Origin of the sequence: Catalinimonas alkaloidigena (genome assembly GCF_029504655.1) — a bacterium.
In the GTDB taxonomy this organism is placed as follows: domain Bacteria; phylum Bacteroidota; class Bacteroidia; order Cytophagales; family Cyclobacteriaceae; genus Catalinimonas; species Catalinimonas alkaloidigena.
The window spans coordinates 2,909,374-2,922,053 of sequence record NZ_JAQFIL010000001.1 but is presented as its reverse complement, the minus strand read 5'-3'; the positions used below and the strand labels follow the sequence as shown (position 1 = coordinate 2,922,053).

General features: G+C 37.7%; 12 protein-coding genes. 9 read left to right on the top strand and 3 right to left on the bottom strand.

Features of this window, described 5'->3' with window-relative positions; translation table 11 throughout:
• Positions 1–406: 406 nt before the first annotated feature.
• On the bottom strand, positions 407–1,414 hold the full coding sequence (locus OKW21_RS11960; RefSeq protein ID WP_277479711.1) for a glutamine synthetase beta-grasp domain-containing protein: 1,008 nt from the start codon (positions 1,412–1,414) through the stop codon (positions 407–409).
• A gap of 543 nt (positions 1,415–1,957) precedes the next feature.
• Between OKW21_RS11960 and mtaB the strand changes: the two genes are divergently transcribed.
• Entirely contained in the window at positions 1,958–3,289 is a 1,332-nt protein-coding gene (gene mtaB, locus OKW21_RS11955; RefSeq protein ID WP_277479709.1) for a tRNA (N(6)-L-threonylcarbamoyladenosine(37)-C(2))-methylthiotransferase MtaB, read from the top strand.
• Positions 3,290–3,304: 15 nt separating this feature from the next.
• On the opposite strand, the gene OKW21_RS11950 is transcribed toward mtaB, so the two are convergent.
• Positions 3,305–4,141 carry a DMT family transporter gene (locus OKW21_RS11950; RefSeq protein WP_277479708.1) on the bottom strand — a complete coding sequence of 279 codons (837 nt, stop codon included), beginning with the start codon at positions 4,139–4,141 and terminating at the stop codon, positions 3,305–3,307.
• Between the two features lie 10 nt (positions 4,142–4,151).
• Complete coding sequence (locus OKW21_RS11945) at positions 4,152–5,246, bottom strand: complex I subunit 1/NuoH family protein (protein WP_277479707.1); 1,095 nt, start codon at positions 5,244–5,246, stop codon at positions 4,152–4,154.
• 273 nt (positions 5,247–5,519) lie between these two features.
• Between OKW21_RS11945 and OKW21_RS11940 the strand changes: the two genes are divergently transcribed.
• The 8 genes from OKW21_RS11940 to OKW21_RS11905 all read left to right on the top strand — a co-directional run bounded on the left by OKW21_RS11940 (position 5,520) and on the right by OKW21_RS11905 (position 12,619).
• The gene (locus OKW21_RS11940; protein WP_277479706.1) at positions 5,520–6,689 is read left to right on the top strand and encodes a baeRF7 domain-containing protein; all 1,170 of its coding nucleotides are present in this window, start codon (positions 5,520–5,522) and stop codon (positions 6,687–6,689) included.
• Between the two features lie 129 nt (positions 6,690–6,818).
• Positions 6,819–7,193 (top strand): co-chaperone GroES, encoded by a 375-nt coding sequence (locus tag OKW21_RS11935; RefSeq protein WP_277479705.1) that lies wholly within the window; start codon positions 6,819–6,821, stop codon positions 7,191–7,193.
• 136 nt (positions 7,194–7,329) lie between these two features.
• Positions 7,330–9,042: a TonB-dependent receptor gene (locus tag OKW21_RS11930; protein ID WP_277479704.1), complete on the top strand. Its 1,713-nt coding sequence runs from the start codon at positions 7,330–7,332 to the stop codon at positions 9,040–9,042.
• 127 nt (positions 9,043–9,169) lie between these two features.
• Positions 9,170–9,817, top strand: a complete 648-nt coding sequence (locus OKW21_RS11925) for an SPOR domain-containing protein (protein ID WP_277479703.1) — start codon at positions 9,170–9,172, stop codon at positions 9,815–9,817.
• A 1-nt stretch (position 9,818) separates the two neighbouring features.
• Positions 9,819–10,508, top strand: coding sequence for a MotA/TolQ/ExbB proton channel family protein (locus OKW21_RS11920; protein ID WP_277479702.1), 690 nt, complete (start codon positions 9,819–9,821; stop codon positions 10,506–10,508).
• A gap of 9 nt (positions 10,509–10,517) precedes the next feature.
• The gene (locus tag OKW21_RS11915) at positions 10,518–10,910 is read left to right on the top strand and encodes an ExbD/TolR family protein (RefSeq protein ID WP_277479701.1); all 393 of its coding nucleotides are present in this window, start codon (positions 10,518–10,520) and stop codon (positions 10,908–10,910) included.
• A 43-nt stretch (positions 10,911–10,953) separates the two neighbouring features.
• Positions 10,954–11,766 carry a hypothetical protein gene (locus tag OKW21_RS11910; RefSeq protein ID WP_277479700.1) on the top strand — a complete coding sequence of 271 codons (813 nt, stop codon included), beginning with the start codon at positions 10,954–10,956 and terminating at the stop codon, positions 11,764–11,766.
• 199 nt (positions 11,767–11,965) lie between these two features.
• Positions 11,966–12,619 (top strand): response regulator transcription factor, encoded by a 654-nt coding sequence (locus OKW21_RS11905; RefSeq protein WP_277479698.1) that lies wholly within the window; start codon positions 11,966–11,968, stop codon positions 12,617–12,619.
• Positions 12,620–12,680 lie beyond the last annotated feature (61 nt).

The window sequence follows — 12,680 nt, the reverse complement described above, 5'->3', positions numbered from 1 at the left end:
GAACTTTTTCAAAACTATGAATTAGGTGTGTAGGAAACTTTAAAGTTTATTATGAAATATTACTTACTAATTACCTGTATATTTGATGTGAAAAATGATGAAATTAATGTGTCGGTAAGTATAAAATGGCATGAAACTCTAAAGATAAATAGTTGAGCATACGGTAAACTGAATTTATTCGTACTAGTCATCCTGTCAGGAGTTTCACCCTGTAAATCTATCCCACATGGCTGATCATAAACATGTCAAAGATTTATCCGTCGCTCCACGATGGATGCGCTACGAAATGACAAGACCAATGATATATCCCAAAATATAGTTTCTAGTGTATGAGATTAGTAACAATAAAAAAGCTGTTCTCAATTGAAGAACAGCTTTTTTATATAGAGTATTAAGCAATTATACGTTAAACTGCGTTCTTCACTGTTTTTACAATCCTTGCAGCAACTTTGTAAGGATCCGCATTGGAAGCAGGTCTTCTGTCTTCAAGATAACCTTTCCAGCCACTCTTTACGGTAGCAATAGGAATACGAATAGAGGCTCCTCTATCAGATATACCGTAGGAAAATTCATCGATAGATTGTGTCTCGTGCAATCCGGTCAGTCGCTGATCATTATGCGCGCCATATACCTCTATGTGATGTTCCATTACAGGTCTGAATGCTTCACAAACTTTTTCATAGATCTCCTTGCTGCCCGCATTTCTCAATGTGCTATTAGAGAAGTTGGCATGCATACCAGAACCGTTCCAGTCTCCATGAACAGGTTTGGGGTGCAGTTCAATATAATATCCGTATTTTTCAGAAAGTCTGTTTAGAAGATAACGGGCCACCCAGATTTCGTCTCCTGCCTTTTTAGCTCCTTTGGCGAAGTTTTGAAATTCCCATTGGCCGGGGGCTACTTCCTGGTTGATACCTTCTATATTTAATCCGGCTGAGAGGCACATGTCCAGATGCTCTTCAACCAGATCTCTACCCCAGGTATAACGCCCTCCCACAGAGCAGTAATACTGTCCCTGAGGGCCGGGAAATCCACCTCTGGGGAATCCTAGAGGAAGGTCAGTTTCAGTATCCATAATGAAATATTCTTGCTCAAAGCCGAACCAGAAATCGTTATCATCATCATCTATCTTGGCTCTTCCATTTGAAGGGTGAGGAGTACCATCCGGATTCATGACCTCTGTCATTACCAACCATCCGTTGTTTCTGTCAGGATCAGGATATATAGCGACTGGCTTAAGTATACAATCTGAAGAACCTCCCTCGGCCTGCTGAGTAGAGCTACCATCAAAAGACCACATGGGACAACTTTCCAGTTTGCCGTCAAATTCATCAACGATTTTAGATTTACTTCTCAGTTCTTGTGTTGGCTGATATCCATCTAACCAAATGTACTCAAGCTTTGATTTTGTCATTGTTAATTAAATTTACAGTAGATTGATAATATTAGTTGCGAATATAATATTTTTTGGTATGTTTTAATAAAACTAAAGAAATATTATGTTTTTCATTAAAATACAATCTGTTTATTTGAGAATTTATACAAAATATTATTTCGCACAACAGATAATATAAATTCATGTAACAGAATAATATTTTGCTATTTAGTAATTTTTTAAAATAAAATAAAATTACGTAACAAGAAAAAAAATTACGTACGTAAATTTATAAACACCTTTCAATCGTGATTAATAAATTTCTGCTTAGTCTTAAACCATCTGTCAAATGAGATGTCCAATAGGAAATTAAATTTGATCAGTATGAAAACGTCAATGTACCTTAAAGTAAAAGCTAGCATAGCACTTTTCTTTGCTTTACTCGTCAACATAATTATGTTAGCAATCACCCTGGTGTAAAGGAAGTGTTCTGATTGAGCATGAAATACAAATAAATGAGTGGAAACTTTAGATTCAGTAGAAGAGTTTTTAAGCTTTCTTCAATTTGACTAAATTTGCCGCATGAAGAATAGTGGACGTTCAGTAGCATTTTACACATTAGGATGTAAACTTAATTTTTCAGAGACTTCTACCATCGGTCGTATGTTTGAAAAACGTGGGTATCAAAAGGTGGATTTTCATGAAAAAGCAGATATATATATTATCAATACCTGTTCTGTAACCGACAATGCAGATAAAAAGTGCAGGAAGGTAGTACGAGAAGCAAGGAGCATTTCTCCGGATGCTTACATTTGTATTTTGGGATGTTATGCTCAACTTAAACCTAAAGAGATTGCTGAAATACCTGGTGTAGATGCGGTTTTGGGTGCGGCTGAAAAATTCAGGTTACTGGATCTGTTGGATGGTTTTAAACGTAGCGAAACAGTACAAGTACTTGCCTCAGATGTAGGTGAAGCGAATACCTATCAGCATGCGTTCTCAATACACGATCGTACGCGTACATTTTTAAAAGTGCAGGACGGCTGTAATTACCATTGTACTTTCTGCACTATCCCACTGGCAAGAGGAAAAAGCCGTAGTGATAAGATTGACAATATAGTGGATACAGCTCATGAAATTGCTCAGACGGATGTGAAGGAAGTGGTTTTAACAGGAGTCAACATAGGTGATTTTGGTATTGTAAACGGTAAAAGAGAAGAACGTTTTATAGATCTTGTAAAAGCCTTGGATGAAGTAGCCGGAATTGACAGAATCAGGATATCATCTATTGAACCGAATTTATTGAGCAATGAAATTATTGCATTTGTTGCGCAATCTCAAAGATTTGTTCCTCACTTTCATATCCCTTTACAGTCTGGCTCAAACAAGACCTTACGGTTGATGCGTCGTCGTTATCTACGTGAGCTATACGTAGACCGTGTGCAGAAAATCAAACAACTTATGCCACAGGCTTGCATAGGGGTTGATGTAATTGTGGGCTTTCCGGGTGAATCTGAAGAAGACTTTCTGGAAACCTATCAGTTTCTCAACGAATTGCCCATCTCTTATCTGCATGTTTTTACTTATTCTGAAAGAGCTAATACCCCAGCAGTTGAAATGGATGGCGTGGTACCTAAAAAAGAACGTAGCAAAAGATCAAAAATGCTCAGGATACTTTCAGAGAAAAAGAAAAGAAAATTTTATGAGGAAAATGTGGGCAGAAGTGGTGTAGTACTGTTTGAGGATGATGTACAAAATGGCCAAATGCATGGCTTTACCGAAAATTACGTACGAGTGACCGCCAAATATGACCCTCTGCTGATCAATGAACTGAAGCCAGTAAAATTAACGAAGCTCAATGAAGACGGACTTATGGAAGTGGAAGAGGCGGAAACAGTTTATGAGGTACATTAGCCCACTGTATATCGGTTAATTTTTCTTGATTAATATGGTGGATATAATGATGAGACATCCACCCGCTATGATATTCCAGCTCAGCTTTTCGTCAAAAATTAATACGCCGTACATTGTAGCGATAATTACTTCCAGATAGGTGAGAAATGATACCGTTGAAGCTTTGATTTTTTTTAGGGCGGAGAAGAAAAGACCAAATGCACCAATGCCGATAATAATTCCAAACAAAGGAATCAGTATTAATTGATTTAAATTGAAGCTAAAGTCAGTCTGTAAAAAAAAGGGTAGAAATATAAATCCCCCGGCGAGGTTCTGAAAAAAAACGGTTTCATATCCACTGTACTTATGGGATTCTTTTTTGAATATGATGATTGTCATTGCGTAAATAATAGCTGATAACAGCATGGCACACATCCCAATAAAATCGTCATTCTTAGTTGAAAAAGTTTGGTTAATGAACATCAGCACTATACCAGTAATAGGGAGCAATAGTAAAATTTGGTTGCGAATGGCAACTTTTTCTTTTAAAAAAATCATGCTAAATATGGTTGCAAAAACAGGCCAGGTATAGAGTATGATGACTGCATTGGAGATATTGGTATAGGTATAACTGGTGATAAATAAGAAGATACGTGCGGCATTCATTACAGAGCCAACCAACATAAGCCTGAACGAACCTCTGAACAGGTTCTTTCCCTGAAAAGAAAAATAAATAAAGAGTAGCGTCGCAGGTATCGCCATTCTAAAAAAAGACAAGCTGACAGGAGGGAGATTCAGGATTTTGATAAACAAACCTGATGAGCCCATGATACATACTGCTAGTATGACCTCAATATAGGGATTGATTTTCATCCACTTTATCTTATATCATCATCAGACGCCATACCCCGCAAAGCAAGACCAGGAGTAGCGTTGCTGGAACAAGGTATTTCCAGCAGAGTATCATCAGCTGATCTACTCTTAACCTGGGATAGGTCCAGCGCACCCACATCTGAAATAATACCAATAGTATTGCTTTTGAAATTAACCAGAATGCTCCCCATACATTTGCTAACCACGTGCCCGGTACACCACTTGTCCACGCTGCTAGTTTCAGGCTTCCTATGTTTGGGAAAGGGGTGTTCCAGCTACCTAGAAATAGAATGGCCGCTAAAAAACTGACCAGTAACATCATACCATATTCAGAGAGCATAATGAGTGCCCATCTGAAACCGGAATATTCAGTATGGTAACCTCCCACTAGCTCAGATTCAGATTCAGGTAAATCAAAAGGAGCGCGATTCGCTTCAGCCAAAGAAGCAATAAGAAAGATGATAAATGCAAAGAAAAGAATAGGAACTCTGAAGATGTTCCAGGTGAGGATACCTCCGATCTCTGTAATCTGTATATCCCAGGCACGAATGCCAAATAAGTAATTTGACTGATCACTGATGGTACTCCACCAGATGCCCTGTTGATAAGAAATTTCCTGTAAACTCAATGATTGAGAAATCATCACAACACATAAAACACTAAGGCCCAGGGGGATTTCATAAGAAATAATTTGAGCGACCGAACGGATAGCTCCAAAGAGTGAAAATTTACTATTTGAACCCCATCCTGCCATAAGGATACCAATGACATCTAATGAGACAATGGCCAGCAGATAAAATACACCTACATCAGCCATAGACCCGCTCAGACTAGGAGTAAGGGGAACAACTGCAAATCCAGAAAAAATAGCGACGAAGATAAGCGCTGGTGCAATTTTAAACAGCTTTTTGTCAGCCGACTTAGGTTTAATATCTTCCTTTTGAAGAAGCTTCAATAAGTCAGCAACAGTCTGTAATAAGCCATGATACCCTACTTCCATAGGACCGTATCTGTCCTGTATAAAAGCGGATATTTTACGTTCAGCGTAGACCGCAAAAACTGTGTAGATCAGAACAAGGTGCAAAAAAATCAAAAATGTTTCCATGGGTGGCGCAAAATAATACGCTTTGTACCCTTATCCAATCATACTACTGTCCTTATTAACTTTTATTAGTGATCAGTTGAGGCTTTTCAATGCAATACAAATATAATTGCCAGCGTTTCTCAAAGCTTTATTTTTAAAAGTACATCCACATTTTGATTGACTTTTATAAATAAGCTCATTCATTTCTGTTAATTATCAGATTCATTCAAACATATGGATACTACAAAAAGTTAATAAGGTAGATATTTTTAAGAGATAAATAAATTTTTTGATATGGAAACTGTTAGTAAAGAAACACTTCAACAATTATCTGATTTTCAAAAGACTAACTGTATTAGTATATATATTCCCACGCATAAAAAGGGAAAAGAAGTTAATGAATTGCAAGATGCCAAGCTTCTCAAAAATCATGTGCAAGACATAAAGAACCAGCTAAAAAACAATAAAGATATACCCGAGGATGAAGCTATTCAGTATTTATCCCCATTGAACAAATTGATTGATGATACAGAGTTTTGGCACCACCAATCACATGGATTGGCAATTTTTCTAGCGGAAGATTTTTTTGAATACTTCCGGTTGCCCTACTCAGTAGAAGAATTTAGTCTGTTAAGCAACTCTTTTCATTTAGAGCAGTTGATCCCTGCTTATCAGGAGGAAGAGCAGTATTATGTATTGGCGGCCAGCTTAGGAAAAGTAAGGCTGTTTGAAGCTTCACTAAATGAAATTTATGAGGTTAACTTACCTGAAAGTCTGCCTCAGGGCGCTGAGAATGCGTTGAGTTACTATGATTTTGAGAAAAATTTACAACAACATTCCGGATCAATGCTGGGTGGTGGTAAAGAACCTATTTATCATGGTCACGGTGGTGATGGAGAATTCAACGAGGCATACGTCAAAGAATATTTCCGTCATCTGGAAGATTCTCTGGAGCAGGTAATTGAGGACAAAAGCATAGCTGTTGTACTTGCCAGTGTAGATTATTTACACCCTATTTTTAAAAGCGCAAGTAAGAAGCTTAAGTTTACCGAAAAGGGCTTGACTGGGAATTACGATAAGGCCAAACCTGATAAAATTCATAAGGAAAGTTTAAGCGTAATTAATCCTAAGCATGAAGCATTGAAAAATGAGCTTAAACAAAAGTATCAACAGTTGGCAGGAACCGGAAAAACATCATATCAGATTGATGATATTGCACCCGCAGCAGTTGATGGAAGAATTGATACCCTATTTATCCTCAAAGGAACACATAAGTGGGGATTTATCAATAATGAAGATAATTCTGTAAAACTACGTCAGGATAATGATTCAAATGTTTTGGATTTAGTCAGCAAATCAGCAGTAGAAACTGTACTTAATGGTGGACATGCTTACTTTGTTGAAAAAGAAATGTTGCCTGAAAACGTGGATAATGCTGAAATGGCAGCGGTTTTTCGTTGGTAATTATGTTGAGGGTTATATCAGTAAAAAGCGAGGAGCAAATGTTCTTCGCTTTTTTTATGTCATATTGGCAGTGAAAACACTGAAGGCATAGATATTGAGAAATCTTTCATAAGCTTAATAACACTTACAATGGAGTTGACTACGGATAATAAATTGAAAAAACTAATAATAGTAGGGGATAGAATATTAATAAAGCCTAAGAAAGCCTCCGAAAAAACCAAAAGCGGACTCTATCTACCTCCGGGAGTACATGAACAGGAAAAAGTACAGTATGGCTATGTGATGAAGACCGGACCAGGTTATCCCATTCCCTTACCCGCAGAAGAAGATGAACCCTGGAAAGAACGTGAAGAGTCAATTAAATATATTCCATTACAGGCAAAAGAAGGCGATATGGCAATTTTCCTGCAAAAAGGGGCATTTGAAGTGATGTATGGTGACGAAAAGTATTATATCGTTCCTCAGGCCTCCATTCTCATGCTAGAACGAGAAGAGGATCTTTAATAACCATATATAATTTTTTAGAAGGTATGTCTACTAATTCACGGATTATGGGATACCTTTTTTGTTTTGTTGCTTCTTGTCTCTCTGCATACGTTTTAGTAACTATGACCGTTAGTTATGCGGAATACCACACATTATGAACTCAATGATAAAAAACTTCTCTTTATTAATTTTTTTGGTAGTAAGCTTAAGTCATTCATTTAAAGGATTTGCCCAACAGAATCCGAACTGGGAGGAAGAAGGTGAAATTGAAGAAGCAGAAGTTGTCATTGAAAAAAGCAGGGAAATAGAACTTCCCTCAGCGAGCCGAAAATTTGAGCGTGTCCCTCCATTGCCTGTTCAGGAATCAACAATTGACATCAATTATCAGTTTGTAGAAGTTTTGCCTAAACTTCAGCCCTTGAGTCCCTCAATCCGGGTGTTAAAAGTTAAAGAACCCCCTTTGCCAAAACTATATTCTAATTATATAAAAGCCGGTTTTGGCAATTACCTCAGTCCTTATTTGGAAGTGTATGCAAATAGTGCCAGAAGTGAAGACTATAGCTACGGAGTACATTTTAAGCATTTGTCTTCACGACAAGGGCCGGTAGATGGTGGTAACTCAGGTAATAGTGATACCAAATTGTCCTTGCATGGGAAATATTTTGCAGGTGGGCATACTTTATTTGGTGAAGCATCTTACCAGCGGGAGCGCTATCACTTTTATGGATATACGCCTGGCTTAGAGCTTAGCCGAGATTCAATAAAGCAGATTTTTAATACAATTTCATTATCAGGTGGAGTAGAAAGAAGTGAAGTAGATGCCGCTTTTGATTATCGTTTAAAGCTTAATTATAAGCGTTTGAGTGATGCATATGAAGCAACTGAAAACCAGTTTGGGATCAATTTATTGACCAGTCTGGACATCGCGGAACCATTAACTTTCGTGCTTCAGACGGATATCTGGGCAATGAATCGTCAGGATATTGCTGATATTTTTCCGAATGAACCCACGAGCATAAGTAGAAATCTATTCAGGTTTAAGCCATATTTTAAGTACAGCACAAGTACTGAGCCACAGGAAGGACTGGAAGTCAAGGCGGGGGTAAATTTTGTTTATGAAAATGATACAATTGTTAATGCTGAAAAACTCCATGTGTATCCTTATGCTGAAGCTCAACTACATCTAACTAATTCACTTAAGCTATATGCCTCTCTTTCAGGAGATATAGAAAGAAAATCTTTACTTGATTTTACCAACGAAAATCCATGGATGAGACCGGATGTTCCTCTTGCAAATACCAATAGAAACTTTAGTTTCGGAGGAGGGGTAGCAGGCAGAGCAAGTAGTTTGCTGGGCTTTAATGCTGGATTTTCAGCAAATAATTACAAAAACTTGTATTTTTTTGTTAACAGTGCCTCAGATTCAACAAAATTTGATATACTCTACGATACCGGCGATGTTTTTATTTTCAATGCTTTTGCTGAATTAAATATTAATAGCCAGGATCGTTTTCGGACCACCATCAGAGGAGACTATTTTGCCTATAGTATGGGCAAGTTGGAAAACCCCTGGCATCGCCCGGATGTAAAATTGAGTTTACTAAGCTCATATAACATTTATGATAAATTATTAATAAATGCTGAATTGATGGTCTTAGGAGGGCTTAGAGGTCTTAATCTCGCATCTGGCACTGAAAAAGATCTGGGTACCATCGCTGACATGAGCTTCAAAGCAGATTATTTATTTTCCCCTAGATTTTCTACTTTCTTACAATTAAAAAATATATTTGCCCAAAACTATGAAAGATATTTAAACTATCCTTCAAGAGGTATAATGGTTATGGGTGGTATCACATACAGTTTTTAATCAATAATTACCTGTAATGAATTCATACTTTATATACCTACGTAATTAATTTTTAATTTTTGGCGTGTGATTTTGAAAATACTGCATTAACTCGCAGATAATAATTATAATCACAAAGTAATATTAGATGATGGAAGACAATGAAAGACAGTCTTACAATCAGGAAGATCAAGATGATTTTGGCTTGCCCGAGCCAGAGTACAGCCCTTTGCAACGTGAAGAGGAGTATTCCCCTGTAAATGAACAGCAAGACTACTACCAGGATGATGAAGATGAGAAAGATTCAAAATCCACCGGCTTAATAGTATTCGGAATCCTAAGCCTGGTTCTTATTGTTGGCCTCGTAGTTTATCTTTTTCTCTTTGATGGTATGGCTCAAGTAAGTAGTTGGTTTGGAGAGGAACCAGCACCAACTACCACTTATGTAGAACCTGAGCCAGAGCCCATTATTGAGGACACACCGGAGTCTGCACCTGAAGAACCAGTGACAGAAGTAAACTCTCTCATACCTTATAGTGATATCTCTACAATTTCTGAACCCACCGGACGTTCATTCATCGTGATTGGTAGTTTTGTAGATGAAGATCTGGCCATGGACTATGCTAATAAGTTAATGGAAGAGGGCATAGGCACCAGAATTTTATCACCTACTGACAGAGCGCCATTGATGCACCGTATTGCAGTAGCTGATTTTACTGATTTCAATACAGCCATGCAGCAGGTGCAGCAGTTCAGAGATCAATATGGAGACAATACCTGGGTTCTTAAATATTAATATGATATTACTTCAAATTCAGACCGAATTAGACACGGCTGCTGTTGATACCTTATCCAATGCTGGTAATGAAACAGTGACCGTTTGGGATTTATTATTAAAGGGTGGATATGTAATGGTCCCTCTGATCTTACTGTCAATCCTCGCAGTTTATATTTTTGTGGAAAGAGTTTTGACGATCAAAAAAGCTTCAAAGGTACCTGAGCAGTTTACCGACAAAATTAAAAACCTGGTTTCTAGTGGTGATATCAATTCTGCAAGATTGATCTGCTCTCAGACTGATACTCCAATAGCACGAATGATTGAAAAAGGGATCAGCAGGATTGGGAGCCCACTCAAGACCATTGAGGTATCCATTGAAAATGTGGGTAAAATAGAACTTTACCGATTAGAAAAAAATTTAAATCTACTGGCTACCATCAGTGGTGCCGCTCCTATGATTGGCTTTTTGGGTACAGTCACGGGGATGATTCAGGCTTTTATCGCTATTGCGCAGGAAGAAGGGAACGTAAGTCCCAGATTGCTTTCAACAGGGATATATGAAGCGATGATTACTACTGCTACAGGTTTGGCTGTTGGTATCATTGCCTATCTAGGTTACAATTATCTGGTCTCACAGGTGAGCAAAGTAGTGCACAAAATGGAATATACTTCCATTGATTTTATTGACCTTTTGCAGGAACCCAGATAACATAAGCTTATGAATCTTGACTCTAAACATAAAATTGAGACCTCGTTCAATTTTTCTTCCATCGCAGATATAATATTCCTGCTGCTTATATTTTTTATGTTAACTTCTTCATTCGTTACCCCTTCTGGTTTGCCAGTCAACCTTCCCTCTAGCAAATCTTCAAATATAGTTATGCAGAAGGTTAGCGTAACAATTACTCCAGATATTCGGTTTTATATTAATGATAAGCTAGTACCTTCTGCTCAATTAGAGGCTGCAATAGCGAGTAGTCTTTCACAGAGTGAACAAGGGGTAGTGGTGCTGAACGTAGATAAATCGGTTCCAGTGGAACATCTGGTGAAAGTTGCGGGAATTGCGAGTTCATTAAATGCTAAAGTTTCAGTAGCAACTATTCCTGAGTAGAATTATCCTTCTGTAGTAATTGTTGTTAAGGAAACACAATACAATGGCAGCTAACAAAGAAAGTAAAAACAAAAAAATAGGAATGCTCGTGACACTTGGTGTGCATGCAGTACTATTCCTCCTGTTTTTTTTTATGCTTGCCTGGAGAGAACCTGATCCTCCAATTCCTGAGTATGGGATTGAACTCAATTTTGGGCTTGACAATACGGGCTCAGGCCAGTCCCCACAGCCTAAACCTGCCGCTATTGTTGAAGAAATAGAACAGGAAGAAATACAAGAGGCTGAAGTAGAGGAAGTGGAAGAAACAAAAGCCGCTGAGGTAATTGAAGAAATAAGGCCTGAAGAAACCGTGACTCAGCCAGAGCCTAGCCCCGATGTGATTGAAAAAGTCCCTGAAAGTACCACTGAAGTGGTGACAGAAAAAAATGAAGTCGCAGAAGTTGCAAAGCAACCCGCCGAAGAGCAAACCAAGCAAACGGCTGCTTCAAATGAAGGTAATGACAAAGATAAAGCAGGTGACAAGGGTAAAGAAACCGGAGAAATTGATGCGCGCGCCATATATGGGGCGAAGGGTTCAGGGCAAGGGGCTTCTCTCCAGATGGAGGGTTGGAACTGGGATTATATTCCTAAACCTGATGATTCATCCAATGAAAATGGTAAAATCGTTTTTCAAATTACCATAGATGATCAGGGAGAAGTAATTGGTGTCAAAACGTTAGAAAAAACGGTAAGTCCTGCAATAGAAAGGTTATATCAGGAAGCGATAGAGAGAGTGACTTTTAGTCGAACTGCTGATAATGTAAGACCAGCACCAATGTCAACCGGTAAGATTACATTTATCATTAAATCAAAATAAATTTTTTAAAATAAGTTATTACTTATCTACTCTTTTTTTACAATTTGATTTACATCGGTCTAGCATCTTTCATTATATTTAATTAAGCTTTTCTAGTATAATTTAGTAAGTTGTACCCAAAAAATATCTTATCAGCTTTATCACATGCTTAAGGATAACACATAAATAGCTTTTTTTCAATTTCAACTAATACTACCGAATGAATACATATAAAGTGGTTCTGGCTGACGATCATGCAATACTCACTGAAGGCACATCTTCAATTCTTTCTGAATACGATTTTTTAGAGCTAGTAGGTATAGCTTCAGATGGAGAAGAGGCTTTCAAATTGGTTGAAACTGAGCAGCCTGATGTTTTAGTTTCTGATATATCAATGCCAGGAAAGTCAATTTTTGATATCTCCACAGAAATTAAGAAAAAAGGGCTACCGACTAAGATACTCATTTTCACGATGCATGAATCCCCCGACTATGTCTATAAAGCGCTTAACAGTAATATTTCCGGTTACTTGACTAAAAATGCCGAAAAAGATGAACTTGTGAAAGCGATACAAACGCTGGCGGAAGGAGATGAATATTATAGTCAACCCATCACACAAATCATTGTTAAGGGTTTTAAAAATCGCAAACAAAAGGACGCTGATAACCAGAACCCACTGAATGTATTATCTAAGAGAGAGAAAGAAGTATTATTACTTTTAATTGAAGGGTACAATTCCAAGCAAATAGCCGAAAAGCTCTTTTTAAGTGAGCGAACAGTATCCAACCACAGGGCTAATATGTTACAAAAATGTAAGGTTAACAATACTGTTGAATTAGTTAAGCTGTATCTTGATAATGTAAATAAGTGGTAGTACTTGCTTTGCTTATGCAGATTAATTCGCTACCGCTTTACTAATATATACTTTCGATATT

Coding starts and splice junctions, on each gene's coding strand:
- OKW21_RS11940 (WP_277479706.1), top strand. CDS start 5,520: ATGGAAACTGTTAGTAAAGAAACACTTCAACAATTATCTGATTTTCAA.
- OKW21_RS11950 (WP_277479708.1), bottom strand. CDS start 4,141: ATGAAAATCAATCCCTATATTGAGGTCATACTAGCAGTATGTATCATG.
- OKW21_RS11910 (WP_277479700.1), top strand. CDS start 10,954: ATGGCAGCTAACAAAGAAAGTAAAAACAAAAAAATAGGAATGCTCGTG.
- OKW21_RS11930 (WP_277479704.1), top strand. CDS start 7,330: ATGAACTCAATGATAAAAAACTTCTCTTTATTAATTTTTTTGGTAGTA.
- OKW21_RS11905 (WP_277479698.1), top strand. CDS start 11,966: ATGAATACATATAAAGTGGTTCTGGCTGACGATCATGCAATACTCACT.
- OKW21_RS11920 (WP_277479702.1), top strand. CDS start 9,819: ATGATATTACTTCAAATTCAGACCGAATTAGACACGGCTGCTGTTGAT.
- OKW21_RS11935 (WP_277479705.1), top strand. CDS start 6,819: ATGGAGTTGACTACGGATAATAAATTGAAAAAACTAATAATAGTAGGG.
- mtaB (WP_277479709.1), top strand. CDS start 1,958: ATGAAGAATAGTGGACGTTCAGTAGCATTTTACACATTAGGATGTAAA.
- OKW21_RS11960 (WP_277479711.1), bottom strand. CDS start 1,414: ATGACAAAATCAAAGCTTGAGTACATTTGGTTAGATGGATATCAGCCA.
- OKW21_RS11925 (WP_277479703.1), top strand. CDS start 9,170: ATGATGGAAGACAATGAAAGACAGTCTTACAATCAGGAAGATCAAGAT.
- OKW21_RS11945 (WP_277479707.1), bottom strand. CDS start 5,246: ATGGAAACATTTTTGATTTTTTTGCACCTTGTTCTGATCTACACAGTT.
- OKW21_RS11915 (WP_277479701.1), top strand. CDS start 10,518: ATGAATCTTGACTCTAAACATAAAATTGAGACCTCGTTCAATTTTTCT.